This is a genomic window from Aureliella helgolandensis (assembly GCF_007752135.1).
GTDB lineage: Bacteria > Planctomycetota > Planctomycetia > Pirellulales > Pirellulaceae > Aureliella > Aureliella helgolandensis.
The window spans coordinates 2,528,073-2,550,637 of sequence record NZ_CP036298.1; the positions used below are offsets into that span (position 1 = coordinate 2,528,073).

Annotated in this window: 8 protein-coding genes; 3 read left to right on the plus strand and 5 right to left on the minus strand. The window is 54.7% G+C overall.

All coding sequences use genetic code 11. From position 1 onward, the window contains the following. The first annotated feature begins 66 nt into the window (after positions 1 to 66). A complete protein-coding gene (lptB, locus tag Q31a_RS09045; protein ID WP_145076782.1) occupies positions 67 to 969 on the plus strand; it encodes an LPS export ABC transporter ATP-binding protein in 903 nt (300 codons plus the stop codon). A 99-nt stretch (positions 970 to 1,068) separates the two neighbouring features. Here lptB and Q31a_RS09050 read toward each other — a convergent pair whose 3' ends face one another. Beyond that, positions 1,069 to 4,422 (minus strand): protein kinase domain-containing protein, encoded by a 3,354-nt coding sequence (locus Q31a_RS09050; protein ID WP_145076785.1) that lies wholly within the window; start codon positions 4,420 to 4,422, stop codon positions 1,069 to 1,071. 45 nt (positions 4,423 to 4,467) lie between these two features. Further along, the gene (locus Q31a_RS09055; RefSeq protein WP_231691127.1) at positions 4,468 to 5,979 is read right to left on the minus strand and encodes an AAA family ATPase; all 1,512 of its coding nucleotides are present in this window, start codon (positions 5,977 to 5,979) and stop codon (positions 4,468 to 4,470) included. A 490-nt stretch (positions 5,980 to 6,469) separates the two neighbouring features. Between Q31a_RS09055 and Q31a_RS09060 the strand changes: the two genes are divergently transcribed. Beyond that, on the plus strand, positions 6,470 to 7,606 hold the full coding sequence (locus Q31a_RS09060) for an EAL domain-containing protein (RefSeq protein WP_145076787.1): 1,137 nt from the start codon (positions 6,470 to 6,472) through the stop codon (positions 7,604 to 7,606). A 97-nt stretch (positions 7,607 to 7,703) separates the two neighbouring features. On the opposite strand, the gene Q31a_RS09065 is transcribed toward Q31a_RS09060, so the two are convergent. The 3 genes from Q31a_RS09065 to araD form a co-directional block, all read right to left on the minus strand. Continuing rightward, positions 7,704 to 14,675 (minus strand): hypothetical protein, encoded by a 6,972-nt coding sequence (locus Q31a_RS09065; RefSeq protein WP_145076789.1) that lies wholly within the window; start codon positions 14,673 to 14,675, stop codon positions 7,704 to 7,706. Next, on the minus strand, positions 14,676 to 18,308 hold the full coding sequence (locus tag Q31a_RS09070; RefSeq protein ID WP_145076791.1) for a hypothetical protein: 3,633 nt from the start codon (positions 18,306 to 18,308) through the stop codon (positions 14,676 to 14,678). It lies immediately after the preceding gene. A gap of 387 nt (positions 18,309 to 18,695) precedes the next feature. Beyond that, positions 18,696 to 20,435 carry an L-arabinonate dehydratase gene (gene araD / locus Q31a_RS09075; RefSeq protein ID WP_145076793.1) on the minus strand — a complete coding sequence of 580 codons (1,740 nt, stop codon included), beginning with the start codon at positions 20,433 to 20,435 and terminating at the stop codon, positions 18,696 to 18,698. Between the two features lie 301 nt (positions 20,436 to 20,736). Here araD and Q31a_RS09080 point away from each other — a divergent pair, with 301 nt between their 5' ends. After that, positions 20,737 to 22,503 carry a GntP family permease gene (locus tag Q31a_RS09080; protein ID WP_145076795.1) on the plus strand — a complete coding sequence of 589 codons (1,767 nt, stop codon included), beginning with the start codon at positions 20,737 to 20,739 and terminating at the stop codon, positions 22,501 to 22,503. The last annotated feature ends 62 nt before the right edge of the window (positions 22,504 to 22,565 follow it).

Consider the following 22,565-nt stretch of genomic DNA (forward strand, 5'->3'; position numbering starts at 1 on the left):
CGATGTCCGCCGAGCGCTTGTCAGACCACTGCTCGCTCCAGAACGCTTTGTCATGGATGGCATACGATGAATGTACTTGAAGTCCAAGGACTCGAGAAAAGCTACGGCCGCCGCAAGGTGGTCAATGGCGTAAGCCTGACGGTTGGTGAAGCGGAGATCGTGGGGCTGTTGGGACCCAATGGAGCAGGCAAGTCGACGAGCTTTAAAATGACATGCGGGATCGTGCGACCCGACCGCGGAAAAGTCATTTTAGGAGGGATCGATGTGACCGATTGGCCTCTGTTTCGTCGCGCCAAGGAAGGGCAGATGGGCTATCTGGCGCAAGAATCGAGCGTCTTTCGGAAGTTGACCGTAGAGCAAAATATCTTAGCGGTATTCGAGCTGCTGGGGGTTGGGTCGCGCGAACGCAAGGCCCGAACCCAGAAGTTGCTTGAGGAGTTCGAGATCACCCATATTCGCCGGTCGAAGGCTGGCCGGCTCTCTGGCGGAGAACGCCGCCGTTTGGAGATCGCCCGGTGCCTAGTATCCAATCCCCAGATCATCATGCTCGATGAGCCGTTTGCTGGTATTGATCCAGTCACAGTGCAGAACATTCAGGAAATCATCAAGAAGCTGAGAGAGCGTGGCATTGCGATTCTGATTACTGACCATGCCGCGCGTGAAATACTCCAAACCGTCGATCGCTGCTATGTGATCAGCAAAGGGGCGGTTTTGTGTGAGGGACCGCCTGAAACGGTTCGGCAGCATCCCGTGGTTCGCAAGGAGTACCTGGGGGATATCGGTGACGAGTTTTCCGTTCCAGCAGCCGATTTACGAACGGCTACCAAGGCTCCCGCGACCTTCGAGGAACAAGCAGCTCGATCGGCCGTTGCATCCAATCGCTCGACCAGCATCCGCGTTGAACACATCGCACCCAAGGCCGAGAACGCAATGACGCGACCAACTCGCCGTCGCCGTACCGACGTCTAGAGCCTTGTTCTTTTTACAAGCTTGGATTCTAGGAACTGGCGACGCGGCTTGAGGCTGTACCGAATACTGCGTCAGCAGTGGTGGCGTCGTGGCGAACCGCTAAGGCGCCTGAACCGGGAGAGTGCCATCAACCGTCCCGGTCATCGATCCGGTTGGTAGCGGCAGTGCACTGGGGCAAGGGATCGTGCCTTCGGTCAAGTCTGAGGTGTCCATTGCGGAGGGATCTGTGGAAGTCTCCTCGGGCACCGCCAACAGTTCGAGCAGCCCAGAGACGGGGGCCCATTCGACGTCAACGCGCGTGTGCAAACGTTCCGCCAAGCGTAGTGTATCGCTAGAGGGACGCCACAGCGTAGCAATCAGCGCCGGCAGGTTTACATGGGTTGCTTCGCTGAATAGATGCAATCCAAGGCGGCAGGATGTGGGTAGCAGGGTCGTGGATTTATGGAGTGAATTCCGCTGGAGAAACGGTTGGATCAGCTCCAGCTGATCGGCTGGTCCGATCACGATGCGATCGGCATCTCCTCCCACCATGGATAGATTCGAAACGAAGGACGAGATCTCTTTGAGCTGCGTGGTAAACTCTTCCTCGATGTCCTGGTTCTGAAAGACTGCGTCCGAAATATCACCTTCGCGAGAGTACCGATTCAGTAGATCGGAAGCCAAGTTGAGCATGTATTTCAGATTGATCTCTGCAACGGTACCTTCGTGCATGTGTGCGTTGCCTACTCCCAATTCTGTTGGCTCTGCGATACTTTCAATTATTGGAGTGATAAGCTTTTGGAGCTTTGCGTTCAACGCATTGTTGACTCGCTCTGCAACTCGCTGCAATGGGATCGGCAAGGTATTGAAGCTAACCTCTTGCTCGGATTCATTGAGGACCGTTTCGGCAACAATCGAATCGCACCACTTTTCCAACTTCTGAGCGATTTGCTTGCCATGAGCTTGGTACCGCTTTAGCCGTTCCATGTAGGCTACCGTGAGCGTCTGACAGTATTGGCTAGCAGCGGCCTGTAGATCATCCGGAGGGTTTTGCAGTTTCAGCTTGGGCTGAATGTGCTGCATGAGTGCGCTCAGGTGAATTTCGCTGAAGTCCAGTATCTGTTCAATGGCATGGAGTTGTAATTGTTCGATCTGTTTCCAGTTAAACAATCGGAGCCCTATTTGTTTAGAAACGGCAGCCTGCCAGATTCGGAGATCTTCGGCAATAAGTAGTTTGGCTGCGTCGGGACGCTGCTCGAGTCGTTTCCTCCAGAGCTCCAAACTGTGTTCTTCGGAATCCTGCGAAATAGGGGATTCGTTAAAATCATCGCTGGTGCAAAACCCCAATTCTCTGAGTAAGAACGTCGAGAATCTCTGATGCCGTGCAGGCGATAATGGCAATTCGCTCTGCAAGGAATCTTGGGCAGAGCAGAGAGGATCTTGTTGGGCAGAGGCGGGGGGCGTCTGGACGGCTGACCATCTGTCCGATTTGAGTCCTGTTCCGGTCAAGAAGCAAAGGGTATTGGCCAGCGAGGTTGAACAACACCAGCGAGCTAATTTGACCGGCGAAATCGAATTGGCAATGTTGAGTTTCCCGGTACGCACGGTGCGTAACCAGCCGAGTGGTTGCTGACAATCGTCTCGACGGACTGGATCTAGCGTAGCACCGCACAGCGATTGTGAGTCCAGGAAAACCGCTTGCGCTAACGCATTTACACATTCGATTGCATCATCATTATCGCCATACAATCCGCCGTCCAGCAACGCGAGGGAGGTCACCGGCTTAACGCGCACTGGGCCTTCCAAAGCGTTCTCCGGGTGAATGGATGGATACATGTGTTCACCGGACATCATGAACTGCAGTTCGGCCAGGGAGGCCAATCCAGCGGCAGATGCCAGGCTAGCGCCGGTGCCATTTAGAGTCGCAGCTGCGGTGCAGAATCCATAGGTGTGGAAATCGCGAATGCCTTTGGACTGGAGAAGCGAGTTGACTAGCAAACCGACTTCCGACATTAATGCACTACCGGTACCGCCATGGAGTGACGCTATCAGATAGATCCGTACCGGATCGGAAGTTCTTTCGGACGTGCCCTGTTGTTGCGTAAGGTTGTCGAGGGCCGCATCTAGTGACTTCTTGAGGTGTGCGTAATGATGGAGGAAGGCGAGGATCGCCAGTGGCCGGACACCCTCTGTCTTCAACGATCGTGGGATGTTGTAGAGCCAGCGTCTGGACAGCGCGGAAAATAGTGTTGAATCGATCTTGCGGTATTCGCTAGGTGAGAAAATCGGTAGGGCACAGGTTTCTTCGAGCGTTAGGGCACAATCCTCTTCTACGTTGACCAATTTTTCCAGTGCATCTACGTTTGTATCGATTGCGCGCCAGCAGTGGTCTTGCACGGTGAATGGATTTTCACTGTCTTTGGCAATGCGTCTGCGTAGGTTGAGCAAAACGTCACCCGCGATGCCCCCCATACCGATGAACAGACAACGAGCTGGGTTCCATTGATGGTCCGGTGTTTGATGTGCGATTGGCGAGCGGAAGTTGATTCTTGCATTGAATGCAGGAGACGTTACTGTATTTTGTATCTCTGTGTTTGAAGCGGCTACTGAATCTTGCCCCGCGATCGACTTGACGGGATGCGTCGCGACCATGATAGGGTTTTTGACTTTGGCTAGCTGCTCGATAAACTGTCGGCAGCTAGCGTATCGATCAACGGGGTTTTTGCTAAGAGAGCGTCCCACGATCGCGCGATCTGCGGGAGGCAGTGCCTCTAGATTGGGTGCTTTGGCAATATGTTGTCGCGCGATTTCGCCGGTCGTTTTTCCATCAAACGGAAGTTTTCCGGTGAGCATCTCCATGTAGAGAACAGCGAGCGAATATTGGTCACTGCGGTGGTCCGGACGGCCATCAAAGATTTCAGGCGCGGAGTAGCTGGGAGTGAGCCCGCTGATCATCGACTGCGTGTGGGAGTGCAGATCCTTGACCAGGCCAAAATCGGCGACCTTGATTCGATCGGCGATTAGCAGCAAGTTCCCAGGTTTGACGTCCAAGTGCTGCAAGGAATGTTTCTGGGATAAGAAGTCCAAGGCATCCGCTGCATCTCGCAGGAATTCTAGCAAGGTGCCACGGTGAATACCTGGAGCCCCTTTGCGTCGAAACTGTTCAAAACGGTCGAGCAGACTGCATTCCGCCAACTCGGTCACAATGACGACTTGCTCGTCAACAATTTCGATTCTCTCGATCGACAGCAGGAAAGGGTGGTAGACCTGCGAAATGCGCCGCAGACTTTTCAGCTCTCCACTAGCTTGGGCTTGTTCCAATGTTCCGAAGACAAGCTTGACCGCCTTCTGAAGCCCACCAGGAGCATCTGCCATCCAGACTTCACCGTACCCGCCAGCTCCGAGACGGTGGCGCAATTGATACCCTGGGATCGGTTCGTAGCCAGCGATTACGGAGGCTGGATTGAGAGTCATAGATGGTGGTCTTTAAAACGACGAACTTAAAGGCCCCGCTGATTGCTAAGCATTCATGCAGGCGACTTGCTGGGTGGCTTCTATGGGAACAGGTAGTGGCAGGCTTGGAGCAGGAGCCTGTACGGGCGTGGCTTGAGCGGAACTCTTGTTCTCCCTAGTCTCTGGTCGCGCCACTGGGGGCTGCTTGGCGACTGCAGCGGTTGCCGCAGGTATTCCACCGAGCGTACCAAAGTAATTTCTGCAGGCGTGTTGCAGGTAGTCGATTCGAAGATCGAGCGGTTCTCGGCGATAGACGCAGTAGGCGCGGACTTGGTTCAACAGGTCGCGTGGGTAGCAACGTCTTAGGGGAAGTTTGTTGGCCTGGAAGAAACACGTGATGAGCTGCTTCACGACATCGGGTCTCCAGGGAAATCCCATTGCTCCACACGCGCGTTGGAACAACGCCAGGAATTCCTCTGGCCGTGGATCCTTGATTTCGATTTTAAACGGAACGCGACGGAGGAAGGCTTCGTCCACTAAATCTTGGGGTTGAAGGTTCGTTGAGAAGAGAACGATTTGTTCGAAGGGAACGCTGATCTTCTTGCCGGTGGGGAGCGTCAGGAAATCCTGCTTGCTTTCCAAGGGGACGATCCAACGATTGAGAAGCTCCTCGGGAGCAACGCGTTGGCGTCCGAAGTCGTCGATCAACAAGCTACCGCAGTTGCTCTTAAGTTGAAGTGGAGCTTCGCAAGTATTAGTCCTCGGATCATGCCGAATCTCCAAATTGTCCAGAGTGAGTTCTCCTCCGACTACTACCGTGGGTCTTGATATGCGAATCCAGCGGCGATCGAAATTCTGCATATTGACCAGGCCCGAATCGTTTTCGACCTGTTTGGGTTGATGATAGGCTGCATCGAAAATCTTGATGATCATGCCGTCATCGATGATTGCGTGCGGGATCCAGATGCTCTCGCCGCGGAGGACGGTCAAGCATTTGGCGAGCGTCGTCTTTCCATTGCCCGGCGGTCCATACAGAAATATCCCGCCGTTGCTGTTCACCGCCGGACCGATAAAGTCAAGCCAACTTGGATCGACGGAGATGTCCGTAAAGGCCTCCAGCAAGCGATCGCGTTCGACGGGCTCGTACTGATTGGCTTGAGCTTCGACCGATAGGACATAATCGGACAAGGGAACCGGCGCGGGGCCGGTATACGTGAACGACTTCTGGTGTCGAATAGCTCTCTGCTGCCCGTTTTCGGTCAGGCTGTAGTAGTAGTCGTTGAGTGGTGCTGAGCGCGCGTGTGCGATGATTTGACGTGTTCGCAGTATCGCAAGGTTTTCGTCAATAATGCCGAAAGGAAGGCCTGCCGATTCTGCAATACGTCGACCGCTGAGCGTTCCTGAAGCCATGAGAATCTGGCAAATCAGCGACTCCACAAACGATTGGCTGAGTCCGGCATCTGCTAGAGAGACCGGTTCTGCAGGCCAATAGTGGTCTTCATGCAATACACTCGGTAATTCCGCATTGGGAATCGATGCGGTATCGCGGGAGTGGAATTGACTGGATGTATTGGACATATCACACCGTTTTTTTACTTCAGCGTCGTGGCTGAGTAACCATAGCAGGGCAAGCGCATTGGACTCCCAACGCATGCACGTAAATTCGGAAGCCGCGGAAGCGTAGCCCACGCAGAACGGGAAGGAGGCCCTGAGGTCATCCACGAGCGAAAGCAATTCGCAAAGTGTCATTGAGTTTTAGGGATCTAGCGATTGTTCCAGCAAACTGGGCTCCTCGCGCTCGGCAGTCGGAGTGGATAGGCAAGGGGGGGCGGGGCTGGTTGGAGCTACCGCGTCTGCCGCGAGCACACCCAGAACCGTACGCGTCAGCCCGAATGGGTGTTCTCGATGAAGCTGTAATGCATACGATCGTTAAGTAACTCAGCCAATAGTCGAGAAATAGGCAGTCGAGTGGAGACACTTGTCATTTTTGTGTTCTAGAGTTTTGGGTGTTGAATTTTCGCGCCATCATCATCGCCCAAAACGATGGTTCGTAGTTTGAAAGTAAGTCATGGACTCAAATCATTGCCCCACAACCATTGAGAGTGCTTTGCAGGAAACTGCTGAGGTCTCCCAAGCTGGAGTTACGTGGACGCTCGTCCGCGGCACGGACGGGGCAGATGAGCAGCACATCCAAGTCGTGCCACCCTTTCCATTTTCGATTGGTCGACGCCCTGGATGTTCACTGCAGCTCAATTACAAGACAATTTCGGGAACGCACGCAGAACTGAGACTCGAAGGCGAGCAGCTGTGGGTGTCCGATCTGAATAGTACCAATGGTACCTATGTAAATGGGCGGCGGATTAACGCCCGTGTCCCACTCCGCGAAGAGGATTTGCTGCAATTCGCTGACATGGCATTCCGAGTTCGAAGCGAGAGTCGTCAGAACACCTGTTTGACGATGGCTGAGGATGTGTGCGATCAAGCATTGGCTTTAGTGCAATTTGATCGCTTGATGGAAAATCGACTGGTCACCCCCTACTTTCAACCAATTGTTGATATGGCTACGGGGGCATTTCGTGGATACGAGATACTTGCCCGCAGCCGATTGTTTGGGCTCGAGTCATGCTCAGCCATGTTTGATGCAGCCGCCAGATTGAACATGGAAGTCGAATTGAGTCGCATGTTGCGTTGGGAGGGAGTACGGGAGGGGTTGAACCTGAACGGAAACGCGACCCTGTTTGTCAATACGCACCCACTTGAGATTCGACGTGAGGGATTGATTGCGTCTATGGGAGCAGCTCGACAACTGTCCCAAGATGTTCCGATTATTCTTGAAGTGCATGAGGCAGCCATTACTGATCCGCGTGAAATGCAATTGCTGCGTTCACAGCTCAAGGAGCTCAATATCGGCCTCGCCTACGACGATTTTGGAGCTGGGCAGACTCGACTTTCAGAACTAGTCGAAGCTCCGCCGGATTACCTCAAGTTCGATATTTCTCTGATTCACGAGATTGATAGAGCAACTCCAGAGCGGCAGAAGATGCTCGCGTCCCTGGTCCAAATCGTACTGGAGCTGGGGGTCAACCCGTTGGCCGAAGGTGTCGAGACTGAGGCCGAAGCAGAGGTTTGTCGCAATATGGGGTTCTTAACTGCACAAGGCTTCTATTTTGGTCGTCCGGCACCCGTTCGTGACTATCAGCTGTAGTAATTCGACTCAAATTCTGCCTGCCAGCTCTCCGGCAACGCGTTCCGAGACTGCGATGATTGCAGTTAAGCGGTAGATGGCGAGGGACACGTGTTGGCTAACCGCGCGAGGCCGATTGCTGTCGGCGACGCCTATCGGAAAAATGGGCGACGAACAGCACCGCGGCTGTGGAAAGCAAAACCATGCTTGGCCAATAGATGGGCAACAGCAGCCCCGTGATCAGGCCGAGTTGGCACCAATACAGGTAGGGATGGGCTGAGAGCAATTCGGCATACCATGGGGTGAATTTGCGAAAAAGAAATCCGGCTAGTACTGCTACCGCTAGAATAAGGAAGGCAGCGACAAACCGCGGTGTGGCTGATACGAAATCCTCTTGCGATTCGACCACGATTTGCTGGCCGCTGTGGATTCGCGTCAAATCCGAGCGTGCGACCAGCCATTCGTTTCCGTCTAGTTGGGGAATCGGAATCGTATTCTGGGCGGAAAACTCAGGGAGGGCCGACTGTGGTGGACTTTGACTGGCTATGTCGCTCGCACCCAAGAACTCGCACGTCGCTGTCCAAAAATCTTCAACTGTGAGCGGAGTCTGCGACTCATCTCTGCGAATGGCAGGTGAGCTGGGGGCTAGCTCTGGTAGCAAAAGCTTACCGCTGATTCCAACGGTGCTGGGATGCCAACTCAACAACCAGGCTTCCATTTCGGTGTTCGAGAGTCGGCTGACATTTGCGGTCGCCAGCACAATGACCTCTGCCCAACGCTCCGCATTCTCCAATTGAATTTGCGGACTTGCCAACTCCGCTTCTGTCGGAGAATTGTCTTCGCTGTCCGTTCCTGAATCGAGGGAAGCGGTGGGGGGCGTCAGCCGACCCGTTGGGGTTCCCGAGCCGGAGGTTGCTGCCAGCTCTGCACCTAGAGAGGCTCTCCCGTCGCTGCTGGTAAAATGCTCGGGAACTAGGCGTAAGCGAGATTCCTGCAACTGATCCAAAATGGAAATTTCGTCAGTTGCTTGGAGCGCGTTGGGGAATGTTGGTAGCTGGATTGCGAGAGCGCCAGTATCCTGCTTTTCCCACTGCAATAAGACTCTGAGATTCATCGGCAGATAATTGGGTTGCAACAACACGTTCACACTGCCATCCTTGCGAGCTTGCCATGTCGCCGGTTGGACTCCGTTTTCGATGCCGATGATGCGACAGGCATCGGGAAGAGCAATGGTGAGATTCACCTGACCATTGGGGGCGATCCAGTACTGGGTGTATCCCGAAATTACACCGCTGGTTTCCGAGGCGAGCGTGACACGCTGAAACAGAATCTCAGCTTGCTTTTTTGATTTGCCCTCGGAACGCCAGACCGCTAGAGTCTGGTTGCGACTGAAATTAAAGCAAAAGTAATTGCTCCAATCCTCATTGTTTAGATTGGTCGATTGCTGATCCGAAATCGGAGCTCCTAGCCTAGTCCATCGCACTGATTGACCATCGAGCTGCTTAGGCAGGGCGACCACGGTTGAATTCACCCCTTCATTTAAAACGCGAATGCTAGGAATCGAAATGGATTGCCCCGCTGGTGAATCCTGGAGGGGAAACTGCAATTGTAGTTCGACCACTCCGTCGACTGGATTCGGTGGCACGACGCATAGGTTTAGTCGAGAGGGATCGCCGGTAGGGATTAGGCGACGCGTCAATTTGCCAATTTCAAGAGAGTCACGAATGGCAAGTGGTATTTCAAAGCTTGCGATATCCAATGGAGATTGCAGTTGTTCCCACCGTATCTCGAATCGACAATTCCAACCGGAAGGGCCTCGATCGAGGAATAGTGTAGAGCTGGGATTCGCATCTCTAGTCTGTTTTGTTAATTGGTATTCAATCGGTAGTTGGGCCTGACGGTAATCCCCGCCCAATTCCGCATCGCCTACCAAGGCTTCTAAGTTTTCAAGCAGCTCGGCACTTCGGACATTACTTGGTTCCCAAGCAATGTCGGCATTAGAGTCGTCAAACAATTCGCATTCCATGCCAGCCGCGCGCATCAGGCGATAGCTTGAGCTCTCAGCCTCGACTTCCTCCATGGTGATTCTGGGCAGGGGGTGGCGAGAACCGGTTTGGGCCGTTGCAGTTAGGTCCAGTTCCACGATCTCGATAGCCGCGGCAGTCTGTTGCGCGGACACCAAGAGAATGTTCGAGTCCCGTTCGACTCCAAGCGTGTAAGTTGCCGGATTCCCATCGATAACGACTCGGGTAGGATGCATGTTCTTAGGCAGCCGCAAACGAATTGGCACTCGCGTAGATCTCGCTTGCTTAAACTGGGCTCGGTAGTTCATGCGAACGTTGGACGCGGCCAAATGAACTCTCGTCACCTCATTGACAATTACTTCGGAAGCCTCTGACAACCTGCGTATGCTGGTGGCAATGGCTCCATCACTCACGATATAGAGCGTGGGAGATAGGGTGGATAGACTCAAGCCACCCCAGCTGACTTGCTGTTGATCCGCAGCACGCTGCCAGAAATCGATGTCTTCCAGTCGCCACCGAGCGTTGGGCTCGCTGGACCAACCCAAAGTACGTTTGGGTTGGGTCATTCCCTGCAGGGTCAGAAACGGCAGCTTGAGTGAGCTAGATAGGTTGGCGTTCTTAGGGAGCATCAAGACCCGAATGACTCGGGAAGTGTTGGAGGCTGTTTCTGCACGCAACCGCATGGAGTAGCTCTTCTGACTGCCCATCGAAGTCAAAGCTTCGCCCGTCAATTCACCGTCGCCCCAACTAGCGCCGACCGGTTCCCAGCCCGCATCACAGAGTATTCGAAATTCGTTGGGGAAGCTCTCGTCTTCTGGGAGCTGTAGTTGGCACGCAGCAATCACTTGGCTACCGGTGGAATGAATCCAGGTAGCAGCCGTGAAAGTGGCGGTCGGGCCCACAAAGGAACTAGCGGCATTTTCCGCTGGCCAGGCGATGTCAATTTCATCAATCGCTCCAAGTTTGGCGAACAAACTGGACATTGATTTCTGAACTTGCCCAATGGACTCGACATCAAAATTCTGCTGGTTGTCGGACAGGAGACGAAGCGTGGCATTCGGTAGCGGAGGTATGGAGAATTTGACGTGCAGTTTGTCCTGGATCAAGGTCGGTTCAATATCGTCGAACCTCAGCTGCAATTGGATGGTGCCTGCGGCTAGCGGACGGTAGAAGACGGAATTGGTCTCCGCATCCTGCGAGATGCGGCCTCCTAGCGCCAATTCCTGTCCGCCAACTTGGCTGCCCACGAGACGCAGCGGAGAAGCGGCCAGAGGTAGTTCAAAATCGGCGTTGGTGTGGTGGAAACGCAATTGGAGGGTCAGGCTAATTTCCTGAGCGCGGTACGTACCAGACAAGCTGTGCCGAATCCGCATTTTGTACTCTGCAGATAGCACTTGAGGGGGTAACCCTTGGGTACCGCTGGACGACGGGTTCTGCAGCAACTGAAGGAGTTTTGTAGGCGCGTAAATGTAGCTTCCCGCCACCTCGTTCTTGCTGTCGACGGGGATAAGGACACCGTAGATAGTTGGGCTTTCTTCGGAATTGGAGCTGGAAGTCGTGGTTCGTTCCGGAACGCCTTGCGCCCCGACATTGGCGATTGGAAAAGTTGCCAGGATCAAGAGTGCTGGCAGCGTCCCTCGAAGCAGACGGGACCCGCTGCGCACGCCATTTGAAGCTTGGCTACAAAGGTTTAGAACGGGAGCGACGAGCTGAAGCAGCGCGGCGGCCAATGTGGCCAATAGCAGAATTTGCGCTACGGGGAGTAACCAACTGGGAACGGCAACAACGAAAGCGGCGCTGAGCATGATGGCATACCAGCCAATCAGTGGATGTCGCTTGCTGACGATCCTCAGGAGAGATGTGCAAAGTAGGACGCTGGCCAAGACCATGGTTGCAAAGGCAGTTCGATGGACAATCCAAACTCTTGCGACGGCTGGCGTAATCGGGCCGCTGCTGACATCAGGTTGTTCTACCAGGAGTGGCATCGAAGTCCACCCCGATGAAAAAGGGGCATCACTGGGACGTGTTTCTTGGAGCTGGCTGGGAGCTAACCAATGCCACAGATTGCTGGTCTTCAGTCGGTCGATAAGTCGAATTGTGACTTGGGATTGACGTAGTAGGGTTAGTGGAATGTGTGACGGAGAAATCATCACGCGTGCCCGACTGCTCAGCGTGGGCACCGAAACTTGAGGAATTGGCAGGGCTGCGTTTTCGAGCCATGACAATGGATCGGACTTACTGGTGCAGCGGAGAGTTACCGTCGATTGGCCTGCGGGCAGTTTGATGGTGAGTGTCTTGAATTGCTCCGTCTTACTAGTCGAGGGGGCCATTTCAATGATTTGCTCATCGACTTTAACGTTGTCGACTCGCCAATCCTTGGGCAAGCAGATGTCGCATGAGGAATCGGCTATGGACTCCATCGTCCAGCTGATTTCATGCAAACGCGAGCCGTCGTCTCGTATGGTATGTTCGACGAATTGCTGCCAAGCCCAGAGGCGAGAGTTGGTCGATTGAGGGACCATCTCGAATTCCAGCCACTGACTACTGCTGGTGTCCAGTCTGGCTGCAATGGAGTTCTTCGCCTGTTTTTGGCTCATGCTTTCAATCGCTTGAACGATGTCATCGTCCGAGCAACACAAGCCTGTCGACAGCAATTCAATACTCTGCTCATTGGACGGAGCGGCAAACTGCTTCGGCAAAATCAGCAGGGAACCACTCGACGCGGCCCGGGGAACATTGACTATGGGAACTCGCAAAGTTTGTGCGGATAGGGGCCGAGTGCCCAAGACCGCTTGCAACTTGAAAGCCTCCTGCATGCTTTGCGGTAGCTTCAACTCGATCGATACGTCTCTATTGCCTAAGGTCTCCTGCCGAACCGCGGTGATGGGACTGGGACTGGAGTTTCCATCATCGGAAATGAAATGCCACTCAAGGAGATCCGCATCGGTCTCAGGTGGAAAGTTCAGCTGAAGGCTGTCAACGGCGCCCGACATGGGCTGGCATTGAATCCACACATCGGTCTGCCAATGTTGGTTGGTAGCATGGACGATGGTCGTCACGTTGGAGACGAAAGTGCCTCCAGACGCGACCATCTGGATGGATGGCATTGCTCCCTGAGGTGCATGGAAGAGCCAGACATTGCCCGCCTGGGGCAGTAGTTCTCGCTGCCAGTCAGGCAGGTTGCTTGGCTGTATTTGGTAAGGTACCAAAGTAGCCGTGGGACGAACTTCGAACGGCCCCAGTGCATCGACAGCGTAGTTGTCAACTTGGAATGCATCGGGAAGGGTGACAATGCTATCTGCGATCAATTTAAATTGTTCGGATTCCTGAGATCTCGGACTGTGTGCGATCGCTTCGATCTCAAAGCTAACGTTTTGTGGAGTTCCATCCCAGTCCGCAGTAATTAAGGCATCGGCAGTATCAACTGAGTCGCCTAGCTCTACACGCAGATTGGCTTCGCTTGCCTGAACGACTCGCACGCTATCCACGAACCAACCGTCGCCAACACGCATCTTGAGTTCATTGACCGTGGGGGATTTTCCGGTGATCCTTAAACGGCAACTGGCAGACAACCATTCGGCTTGAATCGAGAATCGTGTTAGTCCATAGACTTGCCATTGACGGGTTTGTTGGGCGATGTGTGCTGTGATCGCTGGTGATGTATTCAACCACCGTGCAGTCCACACGGGGCGAGTGTTGTCCGATGGGGAGTTGGTCGACTCCACAATGCTGTCTGCGGCATCCAGTCGGGTGACTAGCAGGTTGTCTAGAGCTTGAACCGTTGTTGTTCCATTGATCGTAGCAGCTTGGGATAGTTGGATTTGCGGCAACACAGTTGGAGAGGCTGTGGACGGTCCATGCTCACCCGCCGGAAGATTGTCTGTGCTGGTTTGCGGCGGTGCAAGAAAGTCTTCCTCCGCTAAGGCTTGTACGATCAGGCTGCGGCGTGGCAAAGATTCTGTGTCGGTTTCCAACTCAATCAAAAAATCGGTGGTGCTCGGAGTGGGGACAATTCGCCATTCGACCGGTTGCGCATCCAACGTCAGATTGCGTATTTTGAGACGTTGATCAACCAGCAATTGCAAGGGAGTGCTGTCATCGTTGGGCTCTAGCTCAAACTGGGTCGTCAACTCCAGGAGGTTCCTCCGCAGTTGGTAGTCGGCGCGAGTTGAACGGACCACATGCTTGAGACCGAAAGTGTTGGTGACGGCAGCGTCTGCGATCACCAGTTCAAACTTGGCAACTGCCGAACAATAGACGGTCCACCATTGAAGAGGGGCTCCCCCTGAGGACATGGGGAGCGTGTCGTCGTTCCAGTAGTCTGGAAGCTGCTGTTCGGGGGTGGGAGTCAATTCAACGACAACATCTGGACTCGACGGCTGTAAATGCGCCGGAAGCGCAAGAAGCAATCGGCCGCGAGTGGCGGCTGGTAGGTCCAGTGCAAAAGTTCGCGTTGAACCGACGGTTTTTCCTCTAGCGGTGAAGCCAAACCAGTAGACTGGGGTCTCACTTTGGTAGGGGATGTAGAGGTTGCCCGCAACATCGCAGCTTAGAAAATCAACCAGCTGGCGTTGTGTGGGGTCGAGCTGACGGGCATTTCCCAATGCTAAGGAAGTCGGCCCTAACTGGATCGGCTGGCTCTCCTCAATTCCATTGGTAACCCAGGCCGATTTCTCGGAGACCAAGCGATCTCCTTCGAGGACAACCACATAGCTCGCATCCGATATGCCGCTACCCTCCAGGCTGAATGCACGACGACGCTGGGCCTCTTCGGCTAACAATTCGTCGAGCAATTCAATCTTGATCGGGGAGTAATCATCGGTAGCAAGTTTAAGAATTAGATCGGGGTCGTCCTCGAGATAGACGCGCATTACATCCCAACCGGCCGGAGGAGCAGCGGGCAGGAGGGAGGGCGCAAGGCTGACGAACTGAAACAGGAGGCAAGCGACCCAAAACACGACTCGGACGGGGAGCGAGAAAACGCTAGGCCCAGCCAGTTGGCATTGCGGCGGAGATGGACGCTTGATCTCCACGGCGATGTAGGGCTTAAGTGGACCGTACGGCATCTAATTCCCTCCGTTGGCTGCAACGGAGGAGCCGCCATGGGTTGTCGAAGGTGAGGCCGGTGCGGCAAAAGCGGGGCCCGAGTTTCGCGTTCCCGAATAGTGAGCATTGGAATCGACATGGGAAGCGGGACGGTGCGTAAAGACACTTCGCCGACGGACCCGAGAATCGATCGCGATTTGCGTCGACCACACGAGCCCAACCAGACTCAAGGCAATCACGGACGTCTGCCCGAGGACCATTGCCAAATCGGGGACGATCGTGGCCAACCCACCTAGGCCTACCGCATACACCATGAGCGACACGGGGCGGCGGAATACCGAATAATTCAGCAGCAAGTACGACATGGCAATTGCGAAGACACCGACTGGAAACCAAAGTGCGAAACGGGAGACGATCCAAGTGTGCATAGCACCACTCGCGTTGGGGCCGCCACTCAATCGGCTACTCATCAGATAGCGGTTCATCGCCGGTGGCAAGTTGGCCTGTTTGGTGGCGCCAATGGAACGCTCTAGGTCGGTATCCCCGCTGCTTCGAAACCACCAGAGACCACTCCATTGCCAGAGCCATTCCGCAGTCAGTTGTTCGGGCGGCCATAGAAGGTGTTGTACCTGGGGCGTGACCAATTGCCAGTAGAAGACGTCTAGGTACTCGGCGCCTGTGATTTGCGGAGCCTTGATATCAATTCTGGTGAACCAAGAGAGGTTTTCCTGCAAGAAATAGGAGACTTCGATGACGTGCAACTGCTTGGTGCCACTAGGCGATTGGATAACAAGTGTGTCGGACGTGTTGTCGTAGCGATAGGTTAAATCCGTCTGTTGGACTCCATCCACGTAAACCATTAGCTTTCGAATAAACTTAGGCAATTGCAGCCGCAGCTCACTGGCGGTCGTTGAGACCTGGGCGACGTAGCGATCGCGCCGCTCGTCTCCGGTGATTGCAGTTTGAAGCCAGCTTCGTTCAACGCGGATGGAAGCTGCCTCTCGTTGCTGGTGGATGGTCAGCTCCAATTCGATGTCGGTTTGCAGGGGAGGCAGTTGCCGAATTGTATTCCCCTCGTCGTCCAAGCTGAAGCTGGGCTGATTTTGTCCCGTTACTGGTTGGACGCCGAGTTGTTGATTGTGCAGCAACACCCACTGCTCTTTGAGCCGCAGTGTATTGGCGGGGATCAGCAGGCGAGCCAGCGGCACGTGTACACGCTTCGTTTGGCGTTCTGGAGCGACTGCTTTGTCCGGTGACTCCGCTGAGTTACCGGGAAGCGCCGTGGCGGAATTGTCCCATGTAATGCTGGTTTCCAATAGGATTCGCTTCGTCCCCAACAGTTCTGGGACGCCCACGAATTGATAGATTTGCCAAGTTGAAGGCGTTGCTTCGCTCGACTTGCTCTTCGCGTTCTCTTTGCTCAAGGGCTCGGGTGCCATGACGCCCGGGTAGGCTGCGGCCAATTCCGCAGCTCCCATGGTTTCCACCAACTCAACATAGGTCGAATTGCCATCCACGATGACTTGGGGAGGGTGAACTTGGTCGGCATCCTGTCGCACCGCAAATCGCAATTTCTCCAGAGGTTCGTTCGAAATTTGCAGATCGAACATCTGCTGAATCTCTATCTGGGAATTGAGGACTTCGATGGTGGCGTTTTGCGAGAGGCTAATTTGCTGGGGAAGGAGTCCGACATTACCCGCCCAGTAGGGAGTGGTACTTTGGTTTTGAAAGCGAAAAACGAGTGGTTTGCGAACGCCAATCCGTTTGACATATTTTTGGTATTCGGTGGAAAAGGTGTCGGTTAGCAAGCCTGAGCTTCTCGAGTCGCGAAGCAAAATATTATCTTCACTACTAACTAACAACGTCCCGGAACCGGGGTCGATCAAAGGGGCTCCGTCGAGCTGTCCTCGAATGATTTCCGGGATGCGGAATTCCAGCGCATTGTCATTGTCCGGTTTCCATTCTCGTTCGGCCACGATCCGCCAAATCTGCTCGATCCTACGGTTGCTATTGGCGTTGCTGGCTGACGAATCAGGCGCGGTCAAGATGTAGGTTCCGTCGTTGTCCTCGGGACTTCGGACTCGGAGCACCTCACCTGTATCTTCAAAAGGGCTTTCCGGATTGGTGAGCGTCCGCGCGGTATTCTCCTGTAGAATCCAACTGTCTGGCATGACCAAGCCGATCTCGCGTTGCAGTTGGTTGGGATCAAACGAACAATCTAGCCAACCGGTGAGTACCAGCTTGTTGCGATCCACTCGGACGTGATAAGTGGGGCGAACGATGGGCAGACTCTGGGAGCGCCGAAACGCAATGACCAGATCAAAATTTTGGCGATCGAAGTCGAACAGAATCCTCTTTCCAGCAAAGCCATCATCTGAGGAGGGACCTTGTTGCAGCAGGCTGGCGCCAGAAAGCGATTCGAAAACAATCGAATACAACGACGGGAGCCGACACTCGAGTCTTCCATGATGCGAGTCGACGCCCTCGATCACAATACCAGGGATCTTTGCTTTCACCGACAGCTCGTTGTCCTCCTGCAGCCCTGGCGTCCACTCCCAGCTTAAGGGGAGGTCGATGGAACGATTTTGCTTGATATCAAAGTTCTCCAAGAGAAGTTCTTCAACAATCAGCCCAGGAGAAGGGGGACTCTGCTCTGGAGGTAGATCTTGGGCGGTCGAGGTATCTGGATTCTGCTCGGATTCTGGCGCGATCGAGCTCTCGCGGCGAGTTAGGCGATACCGCTCAAAATCAGAATTGGGAATATTCCGCCAGCGGGCCCCAGGAGGGAGTCGAATGATGACTTGGTCTTCTGCGTCGGTACCGTACCAACGGACTTCAAGATTGGTCGTGCACTGCCAAGTAAGCGCGGGGTCTCCCACCTCAAAACTGGTTTGACTCTCCGCCTCCACGGCTGCCACGCGAGTTCCGCCACCCCCGACTCGCCAGCTCAGTACAAATTCCCCGCCGCGACTGGCAACCTTCAGTTCAACGGATTGTTCTCCAACCGATTGTTCGATAATGTCCTCGGATCGGGCGCGAACGTCTACGACGCCCAAGGGCAGGGTAATCTTTAGATTGCAAGGAGTTTGCGGAAGGGAGAACCGCAGGCTGCGACGATCCGCGTCTTGCTCAATAATGCTCTTTCCTTGCAGCGTGATCGAATGATCGACGGCAGTATCTCCGATCAAGAGCCATTCGTATCCAGTCGAGTCGCTACTGGGGCGGAAGGCCTGCTTGGTCGCTTCGCCGGTCATGACCGGTCGCGTCGTAAGACGACAGGAGTCGAAGTATAGAGGCACTTGGGCCACCCGATCCGCAGCCCCCAACGCGACACTGAACTTGCCCTCGACCTCAGCCAGCTCGCCGCGAGCATCTGCCACAACGGAAACTTCCGTAAAGCTGTAGTTGGGGAAGGCATTGCTCAGTCCGGCGGTGGAGTCCTGGCCTCGCAATTTCAAAATCTCTTCCAACGAGCTGTTGGCCAGGAGCACGATTTTGCCATCTTCTCCACGAAACCAGATCCGGGCTTGGGTATTCAAGGTGCCGTTCTGGAGAATATTGGGCCACGAGCTATTGGTTCGATCTACCGTCTCGCTGTCCTCTTGGGCCTGGCCTATCGGGGGGGCTAGGAGGCAGACTAGAAAGAAGAGCATGGCCCATGTGCTACTCCAGGCTAAGCTCCATCGAGGTGCGCAGGAACGCGGACCGCTGGCGATGGCCCGCATCCCGAGTGGTCGACCGCCCCTGACAGCGGCCCAACAGCGGTGCAGAGCCCCACCCACGAACTGTGCGATTTTCGATTGTGACGAGAGTTGGACCATCCAAGTTGGCTTAGCAAGAAGAGAGGCGACACGAGTTCATTACCTATGTTACGCAACCTGCAAAGTCTTTTGAACTAGCAGCCTAGTGGTTAATCCAATTACTAACCTGAAACTCGCGCATCGCCCCTTATTTTAGCCCGATAATCCGCAAAACCCTCACAGATGAACTTTAGGGAACTGGCTTCCCCATTGCTTTGGGCAAGGCGTCTGTCTGCAGCTCTAGAAGATGGCGGGTTCCTCGCCCGGACTGTTGCCTTCGAGGAAATCAAAATCGCACCCCTCATGGGCCTGTGTCACATGTTTCCCAAACAGAGCTTGGTAGCCACGTACTGCGGATTGGGCGGGGGGCTTCCAGGCAGCCTTGCGTTTTTCGATCTCCTCAGGCGGGACGTTCCAGTTGAGCTGCCGTGCCGTAACGTTCAGCTCTATCTCGTCACCCGTTTGGACTAGTGCCAAGGGGCCGCCCAGATGAGATTCGGGAGAAACATGCAGGATGCAGGTACCGTAGCTGGTGCCGCTCATCCGCGAATCGGAGATGCGTACCATATCGCGTACGCCCTGTTGCAAAAGTTTGTTCGGGATAGGGAGCATGCCCCATTCCGGAAATCCCGGGGCGCCCAGTGGTCCAGCACTGCGGAGAATAAGCACGGTGTCCGCAGTCACTGGTAGGTCAGGGTCGTTGAGCATCTTTTTCAAATGCGGGTAGTTGTCGAACACCAACGCGGGGCCCTTATGATGCAACAATTTGGGATCCGCAGCGACCGTTTTAAGGACGCAACCATCGGGTGCGAGATTTCCTCGGAGGACGCATGTTCCGCCGGTCGTGGCAAGAGGTCGCGTGCGAGGCCGAATCACTTCGTCGTCGATCACTTCCCCTTGCTCGATTTGCTCGCCAAGAGTCCTGCCGTTGATGGTTGGACAGTCTAAGTGTAGGAGGTCGTCGATGTTTTTAAGCAGGGCGCGCAAGCCTCCGGCGTTGAATAGATCTTCCATCAGAAAACGACCGCTGGGCCGCAAGTCGCAGAGCACGGGTACCTGTTGCGAGAGTTCGTCGAAGCGGTCGAGAGACAATTGGAATCCAATGCGTCGTGCAAAAGCCAAAATATGGACGATGGCATTGGTAGAACCACCAATGGTGAGCAACGTGGTGATGGCGTTGTCGATCGACTTGGCACTCAGAACTTTTGAAGGAGTCACTTGTTCCCAAGCGAGTTCGACGCAGCGTCGACCGGTCGCGACGGCTAGGCGGCTGTGCTCGGCCATCACCGCTGGAACGCTGGCGGCATTGGGGAGGGTCATGCCCATCGCTTCGGCGATACAGGCCATGGTGGATGCGGTTCCCATGGTCATGCATGTACCTGCCGAACGAGCGATACCGTTTTCGATTTCCCCCCAAGCGGCATCGCACAAGTTGCCCGCGCATCGCTCGGCCCAGTACTTCCATGCGTCGGAACCACTCCCCAGCGTTTCGTTCCGCCAACGGCCTTTGAGCATGGGGCCGGCTGGTAGAAACGCGACTGGGATATCGGCTGAGATGGCTCCCATGAGCAGACCTGGTACGGTCTTGTCACACCCTCCCATCAATACCGCGGCGTCAATGGGGTGACAACGGAGCACCTCTTCAGTCTCCATGGCCAGCATATTGCGATACAACATGGTCGTGGGCTTCATTAGCATTTCCCCCAGACTCATGACAGGGACTTCGACCGGGAAGCCACCGGCTTGAAGGATTCCGCGTCGCACTTCATCGGCCCGTTCACGAAAGTGTGAGTGGCAGGTGTTGAGATCACTCCAGGTATTGAGAATTCCAATCACTGGCTTGTCGCGAAAATCTTCGTCATCAATCCCCATTCCTTTTAGACGTGAGCGGTGACCAAACGATCGCAGGTCATCCGGGGTGAACCAGCGGGAGCTGCGAAGTTGACTGGGATCTCGCGAAGTCGTTTCAGGATTGGACATGACAAGTGCTAACTTAATGGGAAATCGAGTGGTTCACGGTTTCAATGCGGACCGGCGGGACGGGCTGCATTTGGAAATTGCGGCAGAGTTCTTGAATTCAGGGGAGGCTTCGCTGCTGAGGAGCCTGACCAGTTGAGGTAACCATCGACAACAAAAATATAGCCGTCGCTCCCAGTTAGCCAGTCCCGACCACTGCACTAGGTTAAACTCTTGCAGGACGAGCCCGAAGTATGTAGATCCATTGTTCCCGAATCGAGGGATCTTGGAAACGGGCGTTGAGGCATCAAACGAGATTGGTTCTATGAGTGTATTGGCGGTTGCGGGCGTGGGAATAGCCGTTGTGTTGGTTGCGATTCTATTATTGCGACTGCACCCGTTGATTGCCTTGCTCATCGGAAGTCTGTTTCTGCTGGCGGCTACGCCACCCGAGATTAAGATCCGCAATCAGCTGAGCTCCGTGCGGCATCAAGTCTTGCAGATTGCCACCGACTCGCCTCTGATTGGACTTGCCGAGGCTGTCGCTACGGGGGACTACCATTGGTGGCCGCAAGAGAGTCCGATACCTCCCAAAACAAGAGTCAAACTGCAACGTGTGGCGACGCCTGAGGGGAGTTTAGAGGTTCGCACCCTGGCCAAAGAGGGCGAACCTGAACAGAGCGATGCGGAAGTCGATCACGATTTGGTTTGGTATCACGTCGAATCGTATGAGCCGCTGGAGACCGCCCAACAAGGTCCGTCGGCTAGGTCGGTGGCACCCGAGGTTGGCGTGTTTCCGGGGGTGCTTGGCGATTCGTTGGTTGCTGTAGAAGATGTGCAACAAGCACAAGATCATCTGTGGACAGGTCTCGGAAGCCAGCTCGCCGAAGGATTTGCGAAAACGTTCCGCAAGCTTGGCATTCCAGTTACGATGGCAGCGATTGTAGGGGTATGCCTGCTCGAGAGCGGGGCAGCGGCGCGCTTGGTCGGTGCCGTAGTCTGGCTGTTCGGAGTGAAAGGTACCAACGTAGCACTAACTTTTAGCGGATTTGTGTTAGGGGTGCCCGTCTACTTCGATAACGTGTTTTATCTCTTGTTGCCGCTCGCCAAAGCCGCAGGACGCGTGCGTCCAGAAATTTTTCTAGCCTCGGTGATGGCCATTATTGTGGGGGCGACAATGGCGCATTCGCTGGTGCCACCGACACCAGGGCCGCTCCTGGTTGCCTCTGCACTGAACGTCAATGTTGGAACCATGATGTTGGCTGGATTGATCGTTGGCGGTGCCGCGGCTAGTGTCGGCTTTAGCTACGGAATGGTTTGTCATCGCTGGGTCAAGCTTCGCCCCGAACAACTGCCCACAAGTGATGCTCCGCGAAAGAGTGCTCCCGCCGGCACGAGGAAGATGCCCTTGTGGCTAGCCGCAATTCCCGTTGCGATACCCATAGCGCTGCTCGGCGGTTCGGAGATTGTGCAGTACTGGACGGAAGGCACGGATTCCAGCGGTTGGCAGCAACTCAGTTTATGGTTGTCCCTGTTCAAAGATCCCAATTTGATCTTTATTGGTACGGCTGTCTTCTCCATTGCCATGTTGCGATACTACTCCAGCAAGGAAGTTGTGGGGAGTTCCGTGACGCGTGGGCTGTCCGATGCGGGCACAATTGTCTTGCTGACCTGCGCCGGTGGAGCCTTCGGCGCTGCTCTTCAACAATTGCAATTAGCGACAGCCATTGGCCAGCGATTCGAAGGGCTGACCGCTCCTTGGGGGATGCTCGCCACTGCATTCTTCTTGACCACCATTATTCGCGCGGCACAAGGAAGCGCTACGGTTGCGATGATTACGTCAGCATCAATCGTGGCGCCGGTGGCTGCGTCGGTACCGCTTCCCTTTCATCCGGTTTATGTCGCATTGGCGATTGGGTGTGGCTCCAAGCCGTTGCCATGGATGAACGATAGTGGTTTCTGGCAGGTAGCGACGATGACAGGTATGACGCCTGGTCAGACTCTCAAGTCGTTTTCGGTTGCACTGACCCTGATGGGGCTTACCGGTTTTGCAGTGACCCTCTTGGGCGCTTGGCTGTTCCCGATGATCTAGCAGATTGATTGCGTTGACCTTGCCGTCTGTTGGCGAGGCAACGGCCGGAGCGGTTCTAACAA